Annotated in this window: 19 protein-coding genes and 2 pseudogenes; 13 read left to right on the top strand and 8 right to left on the bottom strand. The window is 60.2% G+C overall.

Features of this window, described 5'->3' with window-relative positions; all coding sequences use genetic code 11:
- Nucleotides 1-28: 28 nt before the first annotated feature.
- The 6 genes from DFS28_RS10820 (at nt 29) to DFS28_RS10795 (ending at nt 6,601) form a co-directional block, all read left to right on the top strand.
- Nucleotides 29-910, top strand: a complete 882-nt coding sequence (locus tag DFS28_RS10820) for a dihydrodipicolinate synthase family protein (RefSeq protein WP_111449737.1) — start codon at nt 29-31, stop codon at nt 908-910.
- 58 nt (nt 911-968) lie between these two features.
- Nucleotides 969-2,012, top strand: coding sequence for a 4-hydroxyproline epimerase (locus tag DFS28_RS10815; protein WP_111449736.1), 1,044 nt, complete (start codon nt 969-971; stop codon nt 2,010-2,012).
- On the top strand, nt 2,009-3,307 hold the full coding sequence (locus DFS28_RS10810; RefSeq protein ID WP_111449735.1) for an FAD-binding oxidoreductase: 1,299 nt from the start codon (nt 2,009-2,011) through the stop codon (nt 3,305-3,307). Before DFS28_RS10815 ends, DFS28_RS10810 begins: the two co-directional genes overlap by 4 nt.
- Nucleotides 3,304-4,785, top strand: a complete 1,482-nt coding sequence (locus DFS28_RS10805; protein WP_111449734.1) for an aldehyde dehydrogenase family protein — start codon at nt 3,304-3,306, stop codon at nt 4,783-4,785. The genes DFS28_RS10810 and DFS28_RS10805 overlap by 4 nt, the downstream gene beginning before the upstream one ends.
- A gap of 11 nt (nt 4,786-4,796) precedes the next feature.
- The gene (locus DFS28_RS10800) at nt 4,797-5,819 is read left to right on the top strand and encodes a proline racemase family protein (protein ID WP_111449733.1); all 1,023 of its coding nucleotides are present in this window, start codon (nt 4,797-4,799) and stop codon (nt 5,817-5,819) included.
- Nucleotides 5,820-5,890: 71 nt separating this feature from the next.
- Nucleotides 5,891-6,601 (top strand): GntR family transcriptional regulator, encoded by a 711-nt coding sequence (locus DFS28_RS10795; protein WP_111449732.1) that lies wholly within the window; start codon nt 5,891-5,893, stop codon nt 6,599-6,601.
- A gap of 376 nt (nt 6,602-6,977) precedes the next feature.
- Here the strand turns inward: DFS28_RS10795 and DFS28_RS10790 are convergent, their stop codons facing one another.
- Nucleotides 6,978-8,873: a sigma-54-dependent Fis family transcriptional regulator gene (locus DFS28_RS10790; protein WP_111449731.1), complete on the bottom strand. Its 1,896-nt coding sequence runs from the start codon at nt 8,871-8,873 to the stop codon at nt 6,978-6,980.
- 342 nt (nt 8,874-9,215) lie between these two features.
- Between DFS28_RS10790 and DFS28_RS10785 the strand changes: the two genes are divergently transcribed.
- From DFS28_RS10785 to DFS28_RS10760, 7 genes and pseudogenes are all read left to right on the top strand, one after another.
- Nucleotides 9,216-10,316: an ATP-NAD kinase family protein gene (locus tag DFS28_RS10785; protein WP_111449730.1), complete on the top strand. Its 1,101-nt coding sequence runs from the start codon at nt 9,216-9,218 to the stop codon at nt 10,314-10,316.
- Nucleotides 10,294-11,271 (top strand): thiamine pyrophosphate-dependent dehydrogenase E1 component subunit alpha, encoded by a 978-nt coding sequence (locus DFS28_RS10780; protein ID WP_111449729.1) that lies wholly within the window; start codon nt 10,294-10,296, stop codon nt 11,269-11,271. The genes DFS28_RS10785 and DFS28_RS10780 overlap by 23 nt, the downstream gene beginning before the upstream one ends.
- A gap of 34 nt (nt 11,272-11,305) precedes the next feature.
- Nucleotides 11,306-12,325: an alpha-ketoacid dehydrogenase subunit beta gene (locus tag DFS28_RS10775; RefSeq protein ID WP_054597393.1), complete on the top strand. Its 1,020-nt coding sequence runs from the start codon at nt 11,306-11,308 to the stop codon at nt 12,323-12,325.
- On the top strand, nt 12,322-13,434 hold the full coding sequence (locus tag DFS28_RS10770) for an acetoin dehydrogenase dihydrolipoyllysine-residue acetyltransferase subunit (protein ID WP_111449728.1): 1,113 nt from the start codon (nt 12,322-12,324) through the stop codon (nt 13,432-13,434). The genes DFS28_RS10775 and DFS28_RS10770 overlap by 4 nt, the downstream gene beginning before the upstream one ends.
- A 91-nt stretch (nt 13,435-13,525) precedes the next feature.
- Nucleotides 13,526-14,590, top strand: a complete 1,065-nt coding sequence (locus DFS28_RS10765; RefSeq protein ID WP_225607383.1) for a 2,3-butanediol dehydrogenase — start codon at nt 13,526-13,528, stop codon at nt 14,588-14,590.
- Between the two features lie 187 nt (nt 14,591-14,777).
- Nucleotides 14,778-14,963, top strand: a pseudogene (locus DFS28_RS30820) (hypothetical protein); the annotation flags it as partial.
- Nucleotides 14,959-15,678: pseudogene (locus DFS28_RS10760) on the top strand (TonB-dependent siderophore receptor); the annotation flags it as partial. The pseudogenes DFS28_RS30820 and DFS28_RS10760, both read left to right, overlap by 5 nt.
- Before the next feature lie 44 nt (nt 15,679-15,722).
- Here the strand turns inward: DFS28_RS10760 and DFS28_RS10755 are convergent.
- The 7 genes from DFS28_RS10755 to DFS28_RS10725 are packed head-to-tail and all read right to left on the bottom strand — an operon-like array spanning nt 15,723 to nt 21,159.
- Complete coding sequence (locus DFS28_RS10755; protein WP_111449726.1) at nt 15,723-16,547, bottom strand: DUF4198 domain-containing protein; 825 nt, start codon at nt 16,545-16,547, stop codon at nt 15,723-15,725.
- 8 nt (nt 16,548-16,555) lie between these two features.
- Nucleotides 16,556-16,897 carry a hypothetical protein gene (locus tag DFS28_RS10750; protein ID WP_111449725.1) on the bottom strand — a complete coding sequence of 114 codons (342 nt, stop codon included), beginning with the start codon at nt 16,895-16,897 and terminating at the stop codon, nt 16,556-16,558.
- 12 nt (nt 16,898-16,909) lie between these two features.
- On the bottom strand, nt 16,910-17,905 hold the full coding sequence (locus DFS28_RS10745; protein ID WP_256596861.1) for a metal ABC transporter solute-binding protein, Zn/Mn family: 996 nt from the start codon (nt 17,903-17,905) through the stop codon (nt 16,910-16,912).
- Nucleotides 17,902-18,807, bottom strand: coding sequence for a metal ABC transporter permease (locus DFS28_RS10740; RefSeq protein ID WP_111449723.1), 906 nt, complete (start codon nt 18,805-18,807; stop codon nt 17,902-17,904). The genes DFS28_RS10745 and DFS28_RS10740 overlap by 4 nt, the downstream gene beginning before the upstream one ends.
- Nucleotides 18,804-19,511, bottom strand: a complete 708-nt coding sequence (locus DFS28_RS10735; RefSeq protein ID WP_111449722.1) for a metal ABC transporter ATP-binding protein — start codon at nt 19,509-19,511, stop codon at nt 18,804-18,806. The genes DFS28_RS10740 and DFS28_RS10735 overlap by 4 nt, the downstream gene beginning before the upstream one ends.
- A complete protein-coding gene (locus DFS28_RS10730; RefSeq protein WP_111449721.1) occupies nt 19,508-20,440 on the bottom strand; it encodes a metal ABC transporter solute-binding protein, Zn/Mn family in 933 nt (310 codons plus the stop codon). Before DFS28_RS10730 ends, DFS28_RS10735 begins: the two co-directional genes overlap by 4 nt.
- Nucleotides 20,437-21,159, bottom strand: a complete 723-nt coding sequence (locus tag DFS28_RS10725) for a DUF6162 family protein (RefSeq protein WP_111449720.1) — start codon at nt 21,157-21,159, stop codon at nt 20,437-20,439. The genes DFS28_RS10730 and DFS28_RS10725 overlap by 4 nt, the downstream gene beginning before the upstream one ends.
- Between the last annotated feature and the right edge of the window lie 21 nt (nt 21,160-21,180).

Genomic DNA, 21,180 nt, shown 5'->3' with positions numbered 1-21,180 from the left:
GTCATCCAACTTAAGTGGAGTGTCTTCAATGACTCAACTCAAAGGCATCCTGCCTGCTCTGGTCACGCCATTCGACAAGGCCGGCAATGTCAATTACGACATGCTCTCCAACATTATCGAGTTTCAACTCAAGGCCGGTGTCAAAGGTTTCGTGCCGCTGGGTTCCACCGGTGAGTATTACGCCCTGACCAATGAAGAGCGGCGTCAGGTTCTGGCGACCGTGCGCGAAGTAGTGGGTGACCGTGGTGTGCTGATTGCCGGTGCCAATGGGTCCTGCACCCGTGAGGTCATCGAACAGGTCAAGCAGACCTGTGATGCGGGCTACACCAACCTGCTGATCGCGCCACCGTATTACGCACTGCCATCGCAGGAAGAGCTGATCGGTCACTACCAGGCGATTCTCGATGCAGCGCCCGATATCAACGTGGTGTTGTACAACTACCCGGTACGCACCAACGTCGAAGTTGGCTTCGGCGTACTGGATGCCTTCAAGGACAACGAGCGCGTGATCGGCATCAAGGAAAGCAGCGGTAACCTGCTGCGCGCCATCGAAATTGGCGGCACCTACAAGGACAACTATCAGCTGTCGTGCGGTTCCGATGACCAGGCGCTGGACTTCTTCCTGTGGGGCGCGACCAGCTGGATCTGCGGCCCGGCCAACTGCCTGACTCAACAGGTCTGCGATTTTTACACCCAGTACACCAGCGGGGATCTGGCGGGTGCCCAAGCCATCGTGCGCTCGCTGTTCCCGGTATTGGCGGACATGGAATCCGGCAAGTTCATTCAGAAGGTCAAGTACGGCTGTGAGTTGGCGGGCTTCGACGCCGGCAATGCGCGGATGCCGCTGCAACCACTGACCACTGAAGAGAAGGCCAGCTTCCGCAAGGCCTTCGAATTGGCTCAAGGTTAATGGGCTTGCCGCATCGGTCGCCACGCCCGGCCGATGTGGCTCTACGGAGTGATATGACATGACGCGACACGTTTTCAACTGCATCGAAGGCCATACCGAAGGCATGCCGGTGCGCATGGTCGTCGCCGGAGCGCCGCAGCTTAAAGGCGCGACCATGAGCGAACGGCGCGAACATTTCATGGCCGAGGTCGACTGGGTGCGCCGTGCCTTGATGCTGGAGCCGCGCGGCCATTCGCACATGTCGGGCACGATCTTCTATCCGCCGATACGTGCTGACAGTGACTTCAGCTTGCTGTTTATCGAGACATCGGGCTGCCTGCCAATGTGCGGGCATGCCACCTTGGGTTCCATCACCTTTGCGCTCGAGGCCGGGCTGATCGAACCCAAGGTACCGGGGACTGTGGTGGTCGACGTTCCGGCGGGCCAGATTCACGCCACCTATACCCGTAGCGGCGATAAAGTCAGCTCGGTGTGTTTCACCAATGTGCCGTCCTTTTTGCTGCATCGTGATCTGACTATCGACTTCCCACCACTTGGGGTGTTGAAGGTCGACATCGCTTACGGCGGCAACTTTTATCCGATTATCGACGTACAGCCCAATTACCCGGGGTGTGAACATTTCACCCCGCAGCAACTGCTGGAATGGGGACGAGAAATGCAGGATCTGGTCAACCGATCCGTGGACGTGATTCACCCGCAAAACCCTGCGATCAAAGGCGTCAAACACTGTATGTGGACAGGCGCGCCGTTGTCGGCCGAGTCCCAGGGCCGAGCGGTGGTCATTGCCGGAGCCAGTCTCATCGATCGGTCGCCATGCGGTACCGGCAGCTCGGCCCGGGTCGCTCAGCGATTTGCCCGTGGCTGGATGGCCGAAGACGCTGCCTATCGCCATGAAAGCCTGATCGGCAGTTTTTTCGTGGGGCGTGTGGCGCAGCAGCTTCAATTGGAAGATGGCCGCCCTGCGATTCGTCCCAGTATCGAAGGACGGGCATGGATCACCGGCCGCGCGGAGTTTATTGTCGACGAGACCCAACCTTGGTGGGACGGCTTCAGTCTGGAAGATTATGCCGCTCCGGCCTCTGCTCAAGAGACTTCCCTATGACACCTTTGCGCTCACCTGCACAAGAACCCGCCTTGCGCGAAATGGCCGTTGTGGTGGGCGGGGGCATCGTTGGCGTCTGTTGTGCCCTGTACCTGCAACGGGAAGGTTATGCGGTCACGCTGATTGACCCGGCAGCAGCGGGGGACAGCACCGCCAAGTGGAGTTGCGGGCAGATGGCGGTCAGCGAAGTTATTCCGCTGTCCAAGCCGGGGATTCTGAAAAAAATACCCGGCTGGCTGCTCGACCAGAAAGGGCCCCTGGCGTTAAGGCCCGGCGCATTACCCGGCATTTTGCCGTGGTTCCTGCGATTTTTGGCCTGTGCCCGGCACTCGAAAATTGTCGAAATTTCCGAGGACATGGCGACGCTTACGCATCATGTCTATGAGGACTACGCGCCCTTGCTGGACGCGTGCCCGGACAAGAGCCTGATGGGGGAGAGACCGATCATCGAGGTGTTCGACTCACCATCAGGTCTGGATCATGAGCGCCCTCATCTTGAGTTGCGCAAAACCCTGGGCTTCAAATCCGAGGTGCTGGACCGTGCCGCTATCTCGGATCTCGAACCTTCGCTGGCGGGTAAATTCAGCCACGGCTTGCTGTTTCCGGATTGGCGCGCGGTCAGCGACACCAAAGGCTTCATCGCGGCACTCACGCAAAGCTTTATCGATCAGGGCGGCGTTCGTGTACGTGCTCAGGTCAAACACATCGATGAAGTGGCCGACCGTGCTAGCGGTGTCACCCTCACCAACGGTGAACGCTACGCTGCAGACCATGTGGTGATTGCCGCGGGAACCGGCTCACGGCAGTTTTTCGAACAGATCGGCGCTCAAGTTCCCTTGGCTGGCATCGCCGGCTACCAAGTGCTGTTGCCGACATCAGGGGTGGAAGTCCGCCACTCAGTGATCTACGCCGATGGTGGGTTCTGCTTCAGCCCTATGACCCGAGGCCTGCAGATCGGCGGAACCATCGAATTCGCCAGCCCGAATGCCGAACCTAATTTCAAGCGCGCCGACATCATTCTTGAGAAAGCCCGAAAAATTCTTCCTCAGTTGCAACTGGACAACATTGAGTACGGCGTCGGCTATCGCCCGTTTCTTCCCGACACTAAACCAGTCATTGATCGCAGCAGCAGGCTATCGAACGTGTTCCTGGCGTTTGGCCACGGCCAGCTAGGCCTGACATTAGGTGCGACGACTGGGCGACTGATTGCCGACATGGTCGCCGGTCGCACACCCGCCCAGGACTTGAGCCCTTTTAGCGCCAGGCGCTTTGCCCTTTTTGGAGACCATGCATGAAATCCTATGATCAGCTCTATATCGATGGCCAGTGGGTTCGCCCGAAGAAAGGTGGCACGTTTGACACCATCGACCCCAGCAATGAGTCGGTCATCACCCAGGTCGGGGCCGCAACGGCAGAAGATATCGACCTGGCAGTAAGCGCCGCGCGCCGTGCTTTCGATGAAGGTCCGTGGCCGCAAATGACCGGCGCTGAGCGAGCGACGGTTCTGCGGGCAATCGCCAGTGGCATTCGTGATCGCCAGGACATGCTTGCCGAGCTGGAGGTCCGAGACAACGGCAAACCGCTGCCCGAAGCCCTTTGGGACATTGGTGATACGGCGGGCTGCTTCGACTTTTACGCCGACCTGGCCGACGACCTCGATGGGCATCGTGAACAGCGCATTTCGCTCGCCGATGAACGCTTCACTTCCATCGCGCGCAAGGAGCCGATGGGGGTCGCCGGGGCCATCATTCCCTGGAACTTCCCGATGCTGATGGCCGCCTGGAAAGTGGCCCCAGCGTTGGCTGCCGGTTGCTGCATGGTGCTCAAACCATCGGAGCTGACGCCGTTGACCGCCCTGGAACTGGCGGACATCGCCCATCAAGCCGGTTTACCTGCCGGCGTGCTCAATGTCGTGACAGGTTTGGGGCAGGAGGCCGGCGCACCGCTGAGCGAGCATCCGGGTATCGACAAACTGGCCTTCACCGGTAGCGTTCCGACAGGCACCAGGATCATGCAAGCCGCCGCCCGAGATATCAAAAACATCAGCCTGGAGCTGGGTGGCAAGTCTCCCTTCATCATCTTCGACGACAGCGATATCGAAGCGGCCGTCGAATGGATCATGTTCGGGATTTTCTGGAACCAGGGTGAGGTGTGTTCGGCGACGTCCCGGGTGCTGGTCCAGCGTGAGCTGTATGAGCCTTTGCTCAAACGCTTGGTGGAGCAGACCCAAAGCCTGAGCGTCGGCAATGGGATGCGCGAAGGCGTGCTGCTTGGCCCGCTGGTAAGCCGCGGCCAGTACGACAAGGTGCTGGAAGCCATCGCCCGTGGTCGGGAGGAGGGTGCAACGCTGCTCACCGGTGGTATGCGCCCGGCGAACTGCGACAAGGGTTATTTCCTGACACCGGCGATCTTTGCCGACGTGCCCGAGGACAGCTGGATCTGGAAAGAAGAAATCTTTGGGCCGGTGGTGTGCGTTCGTCCGTTCGACGATGAAGCTGAAGCACTGAGTAGCGCTAACGACTCGCGCTTCGGACTGGCCGCTGCGGTCATGTCGCGAGATCTGGAGCGAGCCGAACGCGTCGCCCGGCGGCTGAGAGCGGGCATCGTCTGGATCAACTGCTCGCAACCAACCTTTACCGAAGCCCCGTGGGGCGGTTACAAACAAAGCGGTATCGGACGTGAACTGGGGGAGTGGGGACTGAACAACTACCTGGAAACCAAGCAGATCACCCGCTATGACAGCGAACGGCCGTGGGGCTGGTACATCAAGTAAAGGAGCCCGTTATGCGCTGGAAAAAAACGCTGCAAATGGCCGATGTGCATTGTGAAGGTGAGATCGGCAAAGTCATCACCGGTGGGGTCATTGATATTCCCGGCAAGACCATGCTCGACAAGATGAATTACATCAACGAACTCGACGACAGTCTTAGAAGGCTGGTGATTCTCGAGCCGCGTGGTTGTCTGCAAATGTCGGTGAACCTGCTATTGCCACCGACCCGGCCCGAAGCCCAGGCCGGTTTCATCGTGCTGCAGGCGGACAAGGCTCATCCCATGTCCGGCAGTAACTGCATTTGTGTGGTGACGGCACTGCTGGAGCTCGGAATGTTGCCGATGGAGGAACCCGTTACCACGGTCGTGCTCGACACGCCCGCCGGTTTGGTGACGGCCCGTGCCCTGTGCGAGGACGGGCGCTGCCGGAGCGTCTCGCTCGATATGGTGCCGTCCTTTGTCGAACAGCTGGACGTCCCGATCCAGACGGTGGAATTCGGCGGCATCAAGGCTGATATCGCCTTCGGCGGTGTGTATTACGCGTTGGTGGACGTTGATCAAGTCGGTTTGACTATTGCCCCCGAAAACGCTCGTGAACTGGCGACTCAGGGTGTTCGCCTGAAAGGCCTGATCAATCAGCAGGTGAAGGTTAATCACCCGTTGTTCAAAGAGCTCAACGAAGTGGCGTATGTGATGTTCCGCAATCGCCTGGACAAAAGCACCTACCAGACCTGCACCACGCTGCCACCAGGGCGGGTTGACCGGTCACCCTGCGGGACGGGCAGTTCCGCCAATCTGGCGACCTTGAGCGCACGAGGTTTGGTCGAAGTGGGGGACAAGCTCATTTCACGTTCCACCATCGGCGGTGAGTTTCAGGTTGAACTGCTGGGATTGACGGAAGTGGCCGGAAAACCCGCGGTTCTGCCCAGAATCACCGGGCGGGCCTGGATCTACGGGTTACATCAGATCGGGGTCGACCCGGACGATCCCCTGGCAGAAGGCTTCATGCTAAGCGATACCTGGGGTGAAGGTTTTTAACTATCCCTAGGTGGGTGTTAAAGTTGCAGGCTGGTCGGATAACTGGCCTGCACCGCTGAGAATATGACCTTATGAGCAAAGAAACGACTGAAGTCGCCAGTGGTGCGAAACGCCATGGCGGTCGCTATATCTACGAAGAGTTGCGCAAGCAGATCCTGACGTTGAAGCTCAAGCCGGGCATGCCGCTGGACGAGGTCTCCTTAGCCGCCCAATTCGGTCTTTCCCGGTCTCCAGTGCGAGATGCGCTTGCCCGTTTGATCAGCGAAGGGTTGGTCACCATTCTGCCGAACCGCACGTTGTTGGTGACGCCCTTCGAAATCGAAGAATTCCCCAATTATATTTCCGCCCTGGACCTGATTCAGCGCGCGGTGACAAGGCTTGCGGCCCTGCAGCGCACTGAAGATGATCTGGTGCGTATACGTGCGGCCGACGCAGCTTATTTGCATGCGGTCAGTACCGGAGACTTTCAGGCCATGTCCGAGACCAACAAGGCCTTTCACATGGCGATCGCTGAAGCCGGGAAAAATCCGTATTTCATCAGTTACTACGAAAAGCTGTTGGGTGAGGGCCAGCGCCTGTTGCATCTGCACTTCGACTACATCATCAGTACAGCTAGCAAGGCAACACGACTAGGTCGAGACCACGATGAGATCGTCAATGCCATCGCGGACCGTAAACCCGATGAAGCCGAGCATGCGGCGCACGAGCATACGATGCTATTTCAGCGACGTTTTCTAGCCTATATGCAGCAGAACCTTACCGAGAAGATGTCGGTTGTTTGAGATTCGGAAATAGATAACCGTGGATTGATTGAAACTTTCGACCGAGGCTATGTAAAAACTCTTTCGAGCACGTCTTGGGATTATGTCCTTCTTGTTATTGACATGCCCGCCGAACAAGTCCAAGAGTGAGTCCATTCCTGCTTCAGGAATAAAAGAAACCCCTTAGATTTCAATGGGTAGGACGCCAGACGCGAGTCTCGTTTCCCGCTCCAAGATTCACAAAAAACGCCACTCAATGAGTGGTTTTTTTTGTGCGCGACATTTACTTTAAGTATTGAAAAGAGAGGCTTTGGAAAGCGTCAGAAAAGCACAAAAAAATGTATGTTAATTAATTCTTTCTGAAATCAATTAGATAACAGCTTGCTAGCTGTTAAGGTCATTCAACCTGGCTTCTGCCCGGCATCTCTATACCGTGCTGATGCACCCGCCGATACAGAGTTGCCCGGGAAATGCCCAAAGCCTTGGCGGCGGCGGTGGGTTTCCAGCGATGACGTACCAAGGCATCGAGCAGTGCTTGGCGTTCGGGGCTCGTGTAGCAATCATTGGTGTCGCCGGAACTTGGGCCACTAAGCCTGTGGCCTTGCAGTTGTTCGGGCAAATGGCTGACCTGAATCAGGTTTGTATCACACACCGCACAGGCATAACGCAGCACGTGCCGTAACTGGCGAACGTTACCTGGCCAGCGGTAGCCAAGCAGGCATTCCAGCGCCGCGCCTCCCAGTTGCATGGATTCTGCGCAAAGCGTCGATTCCTCATCGAGAATCCGGTTGATCAGCGCCAGGCGGTCACTGCGTTCGCGCAACGGCGGTAACTGGAAGCGGGCTCCACTCAAACGAAAGTACAGGTCCTCGCGAAACTCGCCCGCAGCGACCAGTGCTTCCAGATCACGGTGACTTGCGCAGATGACCTGAAGGTCGATCGCTTTGCGCCGTGAAGCGCCCAGTGGCGCCACTTCACCTTCGGCCAGAACCCGCAGCAGGCGGGTTTGCAAGGGCAGGGGCATGTCGCCGATTTCATCGAGAAACAGCGTGCCGCCGTCGGCTTGCTCCAGCAGACCTTGCATGCCCTTGCTCGAGGCGCCCGTGAAGGCACCGGCGACATAGCCAAATAATTCGCTTTCGATCAGGTTCTCCGGGATCGCCGCGCAGTTCACTGCAACGAACGGATGCTCACGGCGCTGGCTGGCCTGGTGCAACTGACGGGCGAAGACTTCCTTGCCGGAGCCGGTCTCGCCCTGGATCAGCACCGGCAGGTTGCGGTCTTTGACCCGCACTGCAAGGCGCAGGCTTTCTTCCAGTCGCGGATCGAGTTCGGCGGGTGTCAATACCGGGTGCGATGGGTTGCGTTTCACCCGACGTGGCCCGCGGAGTCGTCCGTGCAGCGCAGGGTGGCCACCTTGGCCGTGAAGCACGCAGAGCGATTCGTCGCTGGCCCGATGCAACAACTGCTGATCGAACACCTGGCCGATGTGTTCCGGCAGTTGGCCAAAGCTTTGCAGCAGCAACTGCCGCGCCGCCGGGTTCAGTGCTTGCAAACGGCCGTCATCATCCCAGGCGAGCAAGTAATCGGGTTGGCTGTCGACATAGCCCGGGCTGTTGTGGGCTCGCAGCACCCAGTAACCCTGGGCACTGTTCATGAAAAACGCCTGTTCGATTTCCCGTGCGCTCTGCACCACCATCTGCCGGATTAAATGTTGGGAGCGGCGGTCGTCCGGGGAACTCACCGCGGACACGTCGAGCACTCCGAGCAATTCGCCGCGCGGGTCGAAGACCGGCGCGGCCGAGCAGGTAAGGCCGATGAATGCGGCGCGAAAGTGATCGCGTTTGTGCACCGTGATCGGTGTTCTCGCGGTCAGCACCGCAGCCACGCCACAGGTGCCTTCTTCGCCTTCTGACCAGCAGGTGCCCAAGTACAGACCGGCTTTACGGCAGTCGTTGCGGATGGAGGTTTCCACGCGATAGTCGATGGTCTGCCCCTGGGCATCGGTGAGCAGCACGCAGTAGTTAGCGTCACGCACGCGACCGTGGAGGCGGGCGACTTCTTCGCTGGCAATGCGCAGGAACAACTCGGAGCGCTCGCGGCACTCCTGCAACACGTTCTGCGAAAGGATCCGTGGCCCTTGCAATGAGCCAGGGTCCAGATGGTGTTGCTCCATGGAGCGGCGCCAGGAGTCGAGTATCAAGCCCGGCACAGGTAACTGCGGCAGGTGTTCGGCATTTTTCAAAACACGGCTGACGCAATCCACATGCGCCTTCGAGTGTGCGGAAAGCATTAAGGCCTCCGGTTCCATCTTCTTTTAGTTGTGCGGCTATTAAGCGCCGTTCATTGGTCGCAGACAAGGGCCGGCTCTCCCAGGGTTGGCGGTGAGACGTAACGTCTCACGGTCTCGCCGCCACCTCGTGCAGCCTGACATGACGCGTCTCATTTGGGCTTGATTCGTCCACCCTCGGGTTCTCTACGGACCGCTCTACGACGGGCTTGTGCAGGTGTTTTTGCGGATCTGGCATCGGCTTTGCTCCATCTCTGGCAACCAGCCCGACTGGCAACCCAAAAATAAAAAGAGGTGCCCGATGTCCTGCCCAGCCCCTTTCCCTGTTCTGCCCGCGGTGGCGTCATGAGTCGTGCGCCGCTGACCGTAGGCATCATCGCCAACCCGGCATCCGGTCGGGACGTGCGGCGCCTGACCGCCAACGCCGGGCTGTTTTCCAGCACCGACAAGGTCTCGGTGATCCAGCGCTTGCTGGCTGCGTTTGGCGCCACCGGCATCGAGCGGGTGCTGATGCCCACCGACATGACCGGCATCGCCGCCGCCGTGCTGAAAAACAGCCACGGTCGTCAGGCTCGCAGCAGTCACTGGCCGGCCCTTGAGTTCCTCGACCTGACCCTTCGCCAAAGTGTCGAGGACACCCGTCACGCGGCGCGCTGGATGGCCGAACGCGGCGTTGCCCTGATCGCCGTGCTGGGCGGCGACGGTACTCATAAGGCGGTGGCCGCCGAAGTCGGCGACATTCCGCTGCTGACCCTGTCCACCGGCACCAACAACGCCTTTCCGGAACTGCGTGAAGCCACCAGCGCCGGGTTGGCCGGCGGGCTGTTTGTCAGTGGGCGGATCCCGCCGGAGATCGCCTTGCGCCGCAACAAACGCTTGCTGGTGCGCGAGCCGAGTCGTGGCCTGTGCGAGATGGCCCTGGTGGACGTGGCGGTGTCCTCGTTGCCCTTCGTCGGCGCCCGGGCCATCAGTCGCGGAGCCGATCTGGCCGAGGTGTTTGTGACCTTCGCCGAACCTCAGTCCATTGGTATCTCGGCCCTTTGCGGCTTGTGGTTTCCCGTGTCACGTCAGGCTCCGGGCGGGGCCTGGATGCGCCTCGATGCGCAATCTCCAGAAGCACTGCTGGTGCCTTTGGCTCCCGGCCTGTTGCAAGGCTGCGGCGTACTCGCTGCCGCAAGCCTTGAACCCGGCGTCGCTCATGGTTTGTGCCTGGCCAGCGGCACCCTGGCTCTGGATGGCGAGCGCGAGATCGAATTCAACGCCCATGACCGGCCCACGGTCACCCTCGATGCCGGTGGTCCGCTGAGCATCGACGTCAACGCGACCCTGGCCTATGCCGCGCAACAACGACTTCTGGCCATCGGCCGTGAACACCCGCAACACCCTTTGAACCATGAATCACAAGACACCCTGGAGAATAAAAATGTCGACACAGCTGACCGCTGATCAATTGCTGCATGCCTACCAGGTGATGCGCACCATCCGCGTTTTTGAAGAGCGCCTGCACGTGGAATTCGCGACCGGCGAGATTCCCGGTTTCGTCCATCTGTATGCCGGCGAAGAAGCTTCAGCCGCCGGGGTCATGGCCCACTTGGGTGATGACGATTGCATTGCCTCCAACCACCGTGGTCACGGCCACTGCATCGCCAAAGGCGTCGATGTGTACGGGATGATGGCCGAGATTTACGGCAAGAAAACCGGGGTCTGCCAAGGCAAGGGTGGCTCCATGCACATCGCCGATTTCGAGAAGGGCATGCTCGGTGCCAACGGCATAGTGGGGGCCGGTGCGCCGCTGATCGTAGGCGCGGCCCTGGCCGCCAAACTCAAGGGGACTGACAGCGTTGCGGTGGTGTTTTTCGGTGACGGCGGCTCCAACGAAGGGGCGGTGTTCGAAGCGATGAACATGGCCTCAGTGTGGAATCTGCCGTGCCTGTTCATTGCCGAGAACAACGGTTACGCCGAAGCTACGGCCTCCAACTGGTCGGTGGCCTGCGATCACATCGCCGACCGCGCTGCCGGTTTCGGCATGCCCGGGGTCACGGTGGACGGCTTCGACTTCTTCGCCGTTCACGAAGCCGCCGGTGCCGCCGTGGAGCGAGCCCGGGCCGGGGAGGGCCCGTCCCTGATCGAGGTCAAGCTGACTCGCTATTACGGTCACTTTGAGGGCGACGCCCAGACCTATCGGGCGCCGGACGAGGTCAAGCATTTCCGCGAGCACAACGACTGCTTGATGCAGTTTCGCGAACGCACCCTTCGCGCCGGGCGGCTGCAGGCCAGCCAGTTGGACCAGATCGACAGCGAGGTCGACCTGCTGATCGAGAGCGCTGTGCGTAAGGCCAAGTCCGACCCCAAACCGAGCGCGGCCGATCTGCTCTCTGACGTCTACGTTTCCTATCCCTGAACACGCCCCTATAACAAGAATCGAGACCTTCATCATGGCGAGAAAAATCAGTTATCAGCAGGCAATCAACGAAGCGCTGGCCCAGGAAATGCGCCGCGACCCCAGCGTGTTCATCATGGGTGAAGACGTCGCCGGCGGTGCCGGTGCCCCCGGTGAAAACGACGCCTGGGGCGGAGTGCTGGGCGTGACCAAGGGCCTCTATCACCAATTCCCTGGGCGAGTGCTGGACACGCCATTGTCGGAGTTGGGCTATGTCGGTGCCGCAGTGGGCGCCGCGACCTGTGGCGTACGCCCGGTGTGTGAATTGATGTTCGTCGACTTCGCCGGTTGCTGCCTGGACCAGATCCTCAATCAGGCGGCCAAGTTTCGCTACATGTTCGGTGGCAAGGCCTCCACGCCACTGGTGATCCGCACGATGGTCGGCGCCGGGTTGCGGGCCGCCGCCCAGCACTCGCAGATGCTGACCTCCTTGTGGACCCACATTCCGGGGCTGAAAGTGGTTTGCCCGTCGTCGCCTTATGACGCCAAAGGTCTGCTGATCCAGGCCATCCGCGACAATGACCCGGTGATCTTCTGTGAACACAAAATGCTCTACAGCATGCAGGGTGAAGTACCGGAAGAGCTCTATACCATCCCTTTCGGCGAAGCCAACTTCCTGCGTGATGGCAAGGACGTGACGCTGGTCTCCTATGGCCGCACCGTCAACACTGCGATGGACGCCGCCCGCAATCTGGCCGCACGCGGCATCGACTGCGAGGTGATCGACCTGCGCACCACCAGCCCATTGGACGAAGACAGCATTCTCGAAAGCGTGGAAAAGACCGGGCGCCTGGTGGTGATCGATGAAGCCAACCCGCGCTGTTCCATGGCCACTGACATCTCGGCCCTGGTGGCGCAAAAAGCTTTCGCCTCGCTCAAGGCGCCGATCGAGATGGTGACTGCGCCGCACACGCCGGTGCCGTTCTCTGATGCCCTGGAGGACCTCTACATTCCCGACGCGGCGAAGATCGAAAGCGCCGTGCTCAAGCTGATTGAGTGGAGCAAGCGTTCATGAGCCAGATCCATACCCTGACTATGCCCAAGTGGGGCCTGTCCATGACCGAGGGACGGGTCGATGTCTGGCTCAAGGAGGAGGGCCAGGTTATCGCCAAGGGCGACGAAGTGCTGGATGTCGAAACCGACAAAATTTCCAGCAGTGTCGAGGCACCGTTTTCCGGGGTACTTCGTCGGCAGATCGCCCGCCAGGATGAAACCCTGGCGGTGGGTGCGTTGCTCGGCATCGTGGTCGACGGCGAAGCCAGCGAGGCGGAAATCGATGCGGTGGTCGAGCAGTTTCAAGCCGCGTTCGTGCCTGGTGACGGTGCCGAAGAAGACAGCGGGCCGAAACCGCAAAAGGTCGAGCTGGACGGACGGTTGATCCGTTACTTCGAGCGCGGCGAAGGTGGGGTGCCGTTGGTGCTGGTACATGGCTTTGGCGGTGACCTGAACAACTGGATGTTCAATCACGAAGCATTAGCCGCCGGCCACCGGGTGATTGCGCTGGACCTGCCGGGCCATGGCGAGTCGACCAAACAACTGGCGCGCGGAGACCTGGATGAGCTGAGCGCAGTGGTGCTGGCATTACTCGATCACCTGGACATTCCCTCAGCGCATCTGGTGGGGCACTCCATGGGCGGCGCGGTGTCGCTGAACACTGCGCGTTTGGCTCCGCAGCGGGTACGTTCCCTGACCTTGATCGGCAGCGCCGGTCTGGGCGAGGACATCAACGGCGATTACCTGCAAGGCTTTGTCGAGGCTACCAACCGCAATGCCCTCAAGCCACAGTTGGTGCAACTGTTCTCCAACCCCGAGCTGGTCAACCGGCAGATGCTCGAAGACATGCTCAAGTACAAGCGCCTGGAAGGGGTGGACGCGGCATTGAGGATGCTGGTTTCGGGCCTGTTTACCGAGGGCCGGCAACAACTGGATCTGCGCCACGTGGTGCAGGAAGGTCAGCTGCCAGTGTTGCTGATCTGGGGCAGTGACGACGCGATTATTCCGGTGAACCACAGCGCTGGGCTGAAGGCCCAGGTCGAGGTCCTGCCAGGTCAGGCGCACATGGTGCAGATGGAAGCGGCCGAGCAGGTCAACCGATTGATCCTGGACTTTGTACAACAGCACTGACGCCTTCTCCTGGCAGCCTCTCACGGGGTGCCAGGACCAACGATTTCAAGGAGATTTTGCTATGAGTCTTTCAATCAATCCGGTACGAACCATGCGCGCCGCGGTCTGGCATGGCCGCAATGATATCCGCGTCGAAGATGTTCCGTTGCCCATAGCACCGCCTGCCGGCTGGGTGCAAATCCGTGTGCAATGGTGCGGAATTTGTGGGTCCGATTTGCATGAGTACGTGGCCGGGCCGGTGTTCATACCGGTCGACGCACCGCACCCGCTGACCGGGATCAAGGGCCAGTGCATTCTCGGTCATGAGTTTTGCGGTGAGATCGTCGAACTCGGTGCCGGTGTCCAGGGTTTCAGCGTCGGCGAACCGGTGGCGGCCGATGCCTGCCAACATTGCGGCACCTGCTACTACTGCACCCATGGGCTGTACAACATCTGCGAGAACCTGGCCTTCACCGGGCTGATGAACAATGGTGCCTTCGCCGAACTGGTCAACGTGCCGGCCAACCTGCTGTACAAGTTGCCGGCGAACTTCCCTGCTGAAGCCGGAGCACTGATCGAGCCGCTGGCGGTGGGCATGCACGCGGTGAAAAAAGCCGGGAGCCTGCTCGGGCAGAACGTGGTGGTGGTCGGTGCAGGCACCATTGGCTTATGCACCATCATGTGCGCCAAGGCTGCCGGTGCGGCTCAGGTGATCGCTCTGGAAATGTCCGCAGCACGCAAGGCCAAGGCCCTGGAAGTGGGGGCGAACCACGTGCTCGATCCCAATGAGTGCGATGCCTTGGCTGAGGTGCGGCGCCTGACAGGTGGGCTCGGGGCGGATGTCAGCTTCGAATGCATCGGCAACAAACACACGGCCAAGCTCGCGATCGATCTGATCCGCAAGGCCGGCAAGTGCGTATTGGTGGGGATCTTTGAGGAGCCCAGCGAGTTCAACTTCTTCGAGTTGGTGGCTACCGAAAAACAGGTGCTGGGTGCGCTGGCCTATAACGGCGAATTCGCTGACGTGATCGCTTTTATCGCTGATGGCCGGTTGAACATCACACCCCTGGTGACCGGGCGCATTCAGTTGGAACAGATCGTGGGTCAGGGCTTCGAGGAACTGGTCAACAACAAGGAGCACAACGTCAAAATCATCGTGTCACCCGCTCGAGTCTGAAGCGGCTGAATCGCGCGATGACCCAGGCTATGTGAAAACGAATACACCGTTTGGTTAGTTCAGCAGACCCGAAATATGTTTAGGAACGCGATTTTCGTTCTGATTCTGACTGCCAAACTTGCTTTAAAACGTTTTCACACAGTCTGGACCCAAAGCGCACATCCCAACGTTCCACTCTGTCGAGCGCCTGTACTCAGCGCCCCTATCAGTCAGCAGTCCAAGCCAGTCTTTGATCTGGGCGCTGACTCACCAAGATTGCCTCCTGGCTGATCTTGAGCAACGGGTACTCTGAGCACAACTGGAGGTGCAACTGGCAACGTTCTATAGCGACATCACCGGCAAGCGCGGGCGCCCTGCAATTGGTCTGCAACGCCGTCACCCCGCGTCTGGGGCTGATCTACGATCTGACCCCGACCGTGGCGATCTATGCCGACACGGCGCGGTCCTTCAAGCCCAACAGCGGTGCCAGTCGAACGGGCGGCGGTTTCAAACCTGAAGAAGGCAAATCCTACGAGGTGGGCCTCAAGTGGCAGGCCCTTGATCGTCAGTTAAACGTGGATGCCGCGGTGTATCAGATCGAAAAACGCAATGTCCTGACGACAGACCCGGTGGACTCGACCTTCAGCGTTGCGGCGGGTGAAGTTCGTAGCCGTGGCTTTGATCTGAACGTGGCCGGCAACCTCACCCCTGAGTGGCGCATGATCGGTGGCTACGCCTACGTGGATGCCGAAGTCACCCAGGACAACGTGCTGAAGTCAGGCACCCGCCTGGTGAACATTCCGCGCAACAGTTTCAGCCTGCTGAACGTCTACGAGTTTCAGGACGGTGGCCTTAAAGGACTGGGCCTGGGACTGGGCGCCAAGTATGTCGACGAGCGCGCCGGCCAGACCGCGGCCAATGCCTTCTCCATGGATAGCTACGAGGTGTTCGACCTGCTCAGCTTTTACAAAGTCAACGAGCACCTGCGGCTTAACCTCGACCTGAAGAATGTGTTCGACAGCCACTATGATGAAGGCGCCTTTGGCAACGTTTACGCCTATCCGGGCGCGCCGAGAACGGTGCAAATGGATTTCTCGTACACGTTGTAGCGGATAGATTGGCAGTGCCCTTGCCATGAGGTCGGCATTGAGTGTCATTTCATGTCTTTGGCCTGCACCCACAGCACGGCGTCTTGCGACAGAGGTTTGCCCTTATGGGTTTTCGTTGAGCCGATGTCGAGCGCTGCAATGCCCCACCAGCCGGCCCGGGGCAGGCCGATGGTCACGATGCCCTGAGCGTCCGAGTACGTGCTAAGGGCTTTGAATGAAGCTTGAGGTGCCGTTACGTAGTCTTGCTGGCCGAAGGCGTTTTTCTCGATATCGACGGAATGGTTGATGTATTCGATTTCGATCTCGGCAAACGGAACGGGCTTGCCGTCGGCCAGCACCACGGCGCGGAACACTCCGCCCGTCCAGTTTGCATAAGGCTTGCTGAGTGGCTGGATCTCAACCGGCAACCCTTGTGGTTCTGCCCAGTTGCCGGGTACTCCGCCCACGTTCACGATCAGTTTGGTGAACTGCTGGATGTAGGCATCTTCGTCGGTTTCCAGGTAGGGCTCGGGTTCGAGTACGAAGATATGGTCACCCAGTGAGCGCACCAACTCCCGTGGAATCGACGCGCGATAGGCAGTCGTTTGGTTATCGCTACTCTGCCACTGGACAGGGCGCAAGTATTGGCGCAGATCGATTTTTTCCCCGCCGTGCGAGCTGATGTGGCTGAAGGCGCGGGGTTCATCCATGGTCATGGTGGGGCCGCCGGAGAAGGGATGCGTGAACACCAGCGCGAACTCCAGTTTATCCGCACGTGGCAGCGCCGTTTCCTCGACGTAGAGCATCTGGAAATGGGCCTGTGCAGCGCCTGTCAGGCAGCCTAGTGTTACGGCGGCAAGTGCTTGGAGCAATCGTCGTTTGATCGGCATTGTCGATTTCACTTTGAAATGTCGGATGACTGAATCGTGGCTTGATGGTTGTCTCCGCCCATGAACACAACGGAGTATTTTCCGGCGGGGGGCTGGAAGGTGTAGCTGTTGTCTTTATCGACGCTTCCTTCGAGCAACACCTTGTTGCTGGTGTCCTGGACATGGATTTTTCTGCCAGCGGCGGAGCTGCCGTCGGTGTAACCCGCCTCGCACTTCACCAGATCATCGCTCTCGATGTAGCAGTCGAAGACGGGGCCATGAGCGAAGGCTGCCTGGCAGAACACCAGGGCGCTGGCGATCAGTATCCGATGTGCTGAGCCTAGGGGTTTCATAAGATCTTCGATCTCCATGGTCGAGATTGATCATTGGAGCGGCGATTTGTGATCGCCGCTCGTATTGGCGCCAGCCGGTGCGAAGGCCGTCAGTAAGGCATCCAGGTTCGAACTCAGGAGTGCTTCGTACCCGTTGGCGGCGTCGGCGAGCATTCCCGGGTTGCCGGCATCCAGTATCAATAACCGTGCGCCGCCGTCCTCGATGGCCTTGGCAATCCTGGCGTCCGGTGCCCACTTGTGGACCACCACGTGGATGTCACGCTCGCGCAGGTATCGGGTCAGTGCGGTGCAGTCGGCGTCGTTCCAGTCGATGTCCTGTCGGACGAACCAGCCGTCGACAAAAATCCCGAACTCGCCGAACAGGTAGGTGAACTCGCTGGCCAGCGACAGCACGCGCAGATCCGGCACTGCCAGCAGCCGGGCACCGTAGTTGGCCTTGAGCTGGCGCAATCGGCCTTCGAGTGCGGCGAGGTTGCGCTCTATCCGAGGCGCATCGGGGGGAGACAGGCGTGCCAGGTCGGTAGCGATAATCGCCGACATGCGCATGGCGTTGACGGGGCCGAGCCAGGCGTACGGCGACAGTCCGCCATCGACGTCGCGTTCGGTTGCCCAGGGAACGTCGTTCGATGGCACGCGGGCCACGGCCACTCCGGGCTTGACGGTGTCCCATGAGTGCGAGGCATCGATCTCGACGATTCGCAGATTGTGGCGACGTGCCGTGGTGTAAAGCGGATCCGCGCGCCAGAGGTTGCCCAGGGTAACCACGGCGGTGGCCTGCTGGAACACGGCGGGCTCCAGGCGCGACAGCGCGTTGGCCTGGCTTTCCATGGGCACGGCAGCGTCTGTCGGAAGGCGGACGACCTTGAGGGTCGTGCCGTCGCTGAGCGTCGAGGTGAGCGCATACACCGCTGGCAGTGCAACAAGCACCTGCTGCCTGCCAGTATCCGCGAAGGCAGAAAGCGGATTGCCCAGCACCAGTACCAGCATCGCTAGCCAGGGACGACGTGACATGCAAAGCCATTTCATACGCTGGCACCTCTGAACCGGGACGCGGTAGCGCGGATGACGGTGGTGGCGACGAACACCAGGGCGGCGACGATCACGATTGCGCCGCCTGTCGGTACGGGGATGTGAAATTGCATGGGGGCCAGGATGCCGACCACGCAGGAAAAGGTCGCGATCAGGATGGCGCGCACGACCAGCCCCGGGAGCGAATGGCTGATGTTGCGTGCTGCCGCGGCCGGTATGAGTAGAAGGGCTTCGACGAGCACTGCGCCGATGATTTTCAGGCAGGCGACCGTCACCAGGGTGACCAGTACGACGAACAGGTACTCGACGCTTCGCACTCGCACGCCGCGAGCATGTGCCAGGCTCGGATTGAGACTGGCCAACAGCATGCCGTTGTACATCGGGAGTCCGAGCAGAGCACACGTCGCCGTTACCACAAGCAGCACGTTCATGTCGGTGTAGTCGACCGCCAGGATGGAACCGAACAGCACGCTTTCCATTACGTGCGTGTTGATCTTCGCCGACACGAACAGCAGCAACGAGGCCCCGACCGCCAGCGAGATGGACAAGAACACGCCGATCAGCGTGTCATTGGCCAGCGTGGTGCGGTGCTGCGTGTACTTCAGCGTCAGGGCGAACAGCAGGCAGAAGCCGAACATTGAGAAGTAGGGGGAGGTGTAGGACTCGCCGATCAGCACGCCAATGGCAACGCCGGTCATCGCCGCATTACCGACGGCCTGACTGAAGAACGCCATGCGCTTGATCATCACCATCGAGCCCAGCACGCCCAGTAGCGGTCCGATGAGCACTGCACAGAGCAGCGCATTGATCACGAACTCGTACTCGAACGGTTGCGGCAGGATGCCACTCGCGGCGAGCGCCTGGAGCTGGTTGCGAATCAATTCGTACAGGGCGCTCATTGGGTAGCCTCCATAGGGTAGGCGACCTGGTCGGGCGAACCATGGAACAGCACCCGCCGGTTGATGACGGTCACCGATTGCGCGATGCGCCTGACTTGTTCCAGGTCATGGTTGATCCAGAGGATGGTGACGCCGCGGCCGTTCAGCTCGGCCACCAGCGCCTCCACCAGTCGCACACCCGGTTCGTCGATGCCGGCGGTCGGTTCGTCGAGGATCAGCAGCCAGGGCGCCGGGCTGATCGCCTGGGCCAGCAGCACTCGCTGGCGCTGGCCACCGGACAGGCTGCCAAAGGGTTTTGCGCCCATTCCGGCCACGCCGGTGCGCTCAAGCGCTTGGGCATTGGCCGCCTTGGCAGATCGGCTTGAGCCAAAGAAGGCCGGCCTGCGTTGACCGAGAAGGGCCATGATGTCGTTGACCGTCATCGGCACGTTGCGGTCGAAGTCCGGCAATTGCGGGACATACCCCATGGGTGTCATGACCTCGCCTTCGAACCGGACCGTCCCCGAATGCGGCATCTGGCCCAGCAGCGCGCGCACCAGTGAAGTCTTGCCGCCGCCGTTCGGACCTACCAGGCAGTGCAGCGCACCGGCTTCTACCCGGAAGCTCACTTTGTCGAGCACTTGCGTACCTCCCAGTTGCAGGGAGACGTTATCGAACACTATGGCGGGGCCGCGCATCGCTTGTTCCTCCTTCATCGCGTTCATCGCTGGGTAAACTCAACGGCTTCGGCCAAGGTCTCGAGGTTTTCGCGCATTGCTACCTCGAATTCGTCCGGGCTGTAGGTATTGCCGGTGATGTGAGACAGCGCGAACACCTTCACGCCGGTGGCTGCCTCGATAGGCTTGGCCAGGTCGAGGGAGAAATTTTTCTCGGCGAAAAGCACACGTACATTGGCCTTCTTGATCGCGTCGATGGTGTTGGCCAACTGGCGTGCAGTCGGCGCGACGCCATGACGCGGCTCAATCACGGCGCTCACGAACAGGCCGAACTCCTGCATCATGTAGTCGTAGCCCGCGTGCGTTGTCGCGCACCGGAACGAAGACAAATCCAGCGCGGCGAAACGGGTCATGAAGCCGGCCCTTAGCTCCCGGATACGCGCGGCATACGCCAGGGCGTTTTGTCGATACACCGCAGCGTTGTCCGGGTCCAGTTCCCCCAACCGGCGAGTGATCTCGAAGACCTGTTGTATCGCTGCCGTGGTGGATACGAAGGTATGCGGATTGACCACCTTGACGCCGTCCTGGCCGCCGCCGATTGGAATGAGCGCAACCGAGGCATTGGCCTGGATGATCGGCAGGGTCGCCCCGCGGCCAGCGGCCTTGATGATCTGGAAGGCCCATTCATCGTGTCCGATGCCGTTGACGACCAGAACATCGATATTCATCGCGCGGGTGATGTCATCGGGCTGCGGCTGGTAGTTGTGCGGATTCGCCTCCGCCGGGATGAGCGCAACGACTTCCGCCCGATCTCCAACGATATTTGCCACGAAGCTGTAGTAGGGATGCAGTGTGACGCCGATCTTGAGCTTCTTGCCCGAAGAGGGAGCCGGGCTGGCGAGTGCGATGGCGGGTATCAGCAGCAATAGCGCGATGCATCGGCGCCACAGTGCGCGGTGTTTCGTAGAAACGGTCATGGCTGAGTTCCTTTTACGCGTTCGACTTCGCTGGCACCGTTGTAAGGGATGACCTGGCGCCAGCCATCGCCGACCAGCGATTCGGGCTTGACGATGCCAGGGTAGGGCGCGTTCGGGTCGCGGTGGACCCAGATCGTCGCTTGGTTGGCCCACATGACACCGGCATGCGCGTGACCGATGACGAGCAGGTAGGCGCTCTGGCCCGGCGCGCGGCCGGCGGAGCCGTAATAGACCGTAGCGCCCTGGCCCTGGGTGGCTTGCGACACCTTGTTGGCGGTCTGGTCCGGCGGGGTGACAGGCGCATCGGCGTGCACGTCGCCGGAAGCGGCATGCGGCTGGTGAGTGCCAGGCAGAATCAATTGCCACTGCACCTCGCCATTGGTCTTCCAGAAGGCGTCACGGTAGAAGGGCGGCAGCAAGATTTTCTGCGCACGCTCCAGCGTGATCCAGCCGCCGGTATCGTTGTTGAACCAGATGATTTCTTCACCGGCCGGCAGCAGAGCGCTGTGAATAGCCTGATCGACCGCACCCAGGCCATCGAAGGAACGCACCTGCCAGCTCAAGGTTATCGGTGGGCCGACTTTCTGGGGGCGCAGCGTTATATAGCCTGCCACGCTGGCGATGACGGCCAGGACCGCAAGCAACAGTGCCAGCGATTCCCATCGGCCGGATACCGGGCGCACCACCTTGATTGCGCTGTTTGCGTGATCGCTGGGCATAGCTGCACCAGATGCGCGACG

This window comes from Pseudomonas sp. 478, assembly GCF_003254125.1.
Classification (GTDB): Bacteria; Pseudomonadota; Gammaproteobacteria; order Pseudomonadales; family Pseudomonadaceae; genus Aquipseudomonas.
The sequence above is the reverse complement of the archived record's forward strand: the minus strand, read 5'-3'. Positions and strand labels throughout refer to the sequence as shown.

What these genes read in the sequence shown, in the direction of transcription:
- DFS28_RS10750 (WP_111449725.1), bottom strand. Translation starts at nt 16,897, where the DNA reads ATGGAGATCGAAGATCTTATGAAACCCCTAGGCTCAGCACATCGGATA.
- DFS28_RS10780 (WP_111449729.1), top strand. Translation starts at nt 10,294, where the DNA reads ATGTCGACACAGCTGACCGCTGATCAATTGCTGCATGCCTACCAGGTG.
- DFS28_RS10735 (WP_111449722.1), bottom strand. Translation starts at nt 19,511, where the DNA reads ATGAACGCGATGAAGGAGGAACAAGCGATGCGCGGCCCCGCCATAGTG.
- DFS28_RS10815 (WP_111449736.1), top strand. Translation starts at nt 969, where the DNA reads ATGACGCGACACGTTTTCAACTGCATCGAAGGCCATACCGAAGGCATG.
- DFS28_RS10730 (WP_111449721.1), bottom strand. Translation starts at nt 20,440, where the DNA reads ATGACCGTTTCTACGAAACACCGCGCACTGTGGCGCCGATGCATCGCG.
- DFS28_RS10770 (WP_111449728.1), top strand. Translation starts at nt 12,322, where the DNA reads ATGAGCCAGATCCATACCCTGACTATGCCCAAGTGGGGCCTGTCCATG.
- DFS28_RS10795 (WP_111449732.1), top strand. Translation starts at nt 5,891, where the DNA reads ATGAGCAAAGAAACGACTGAAGTCGCCAGTGGTGCGAAACGCCATGGC.
- DFS28_RS10755 (WP_111449726.1), bottom strand. Translation starts at nt 16,547, where the DNA reads ATGCCGATCAAACGACGATTGCTCCAAGCACTTGCCGCCGTAACACTA.
- DFS28_RS10820 (WP_111449737.1), top strand. Translation starts at nt 29, where the DNA reads ATGACTCAACTCAAAGGCATCCTGCCTGCTCTGGTCACGCCATTCGAC.
- DFS28_RS10740 (WP_111449723.1), bottom strand. Translation starts at nt 18,807, where the DNA reads ATGAGCGCCCTGTACGAATTGATTCGCAACCAGCTCCAGGCGCTCGCC.
- DFS28_RS10785 (WP_111449730.1), top strand. Translation starts at nt 9,216, where the DNA reads ATGAGTCGTGCGCCGCTGACCGTAGGCATCATCGCCAACCCGGCATCC.
- DFS28_RS10775 (WP_054597393.1), top strand. Translation starts at nt 11,306, where the DNA reads ATGGCGAGAAAAATCAGTTATCAGCAGGCAATCAACGAAGCGCTGGCC.
- DFS28_RS10805 (WP_111449734.1), top strand. Translation starts at nt 3,304, where the DNA reads ATGAAATCCTATGATCAGCTCTATATCGATGGCCAGTGGGTTCGCCCG.
- DFS28_RS10810 (WP_111449735.1), top strand. Translation starts at nt 2,009, where the DNA reads ATGACACCTTTGCGCTCACCTGCACAAGAACCCGCCTTGCGCGAAATG.
- DFS28_RS10725 (WP_111449720.1), bottom strand. Translation starts at nt 21,159, where the DNA reads ATGCCCAGCGATCACGCAAACAGCGCAATCAAGGTGGTGCGCCCGGTA.
- DFS28_RS10800 (WP_111449733.1), top strand. Translation starts at nt 4,797, where the DNA reads ATGCGCTGGAAAAAAACGCTGCAAATGGCCGATGTGCATTGTGAAGGT.
- DFS28_RS10745 (WP_256596861.1), bottom strand. Translation starts at nt 17,905, where the DNA reads ATGAAATGGCTTTGCATGTCACGTCGTCCCTGGCTAGCGATGCTGGTA.
- DFS28_RS10765 (WP_225607383.1), top strand. Translation starts at nt 13,526, where the DNA reads ATGCGCGCCGCGGTCTGGCATGGCCGCAATGATATCCGCGTCGAAGAT.
- DFS28_RS10790 (WP_111449731.1), bottom strand. Translation starts at nt 8,873, where the DNA reads ATGCTTTCCGCACACTCGAAGGCGCATGTGGATTGCGTCAGCCGTGTT.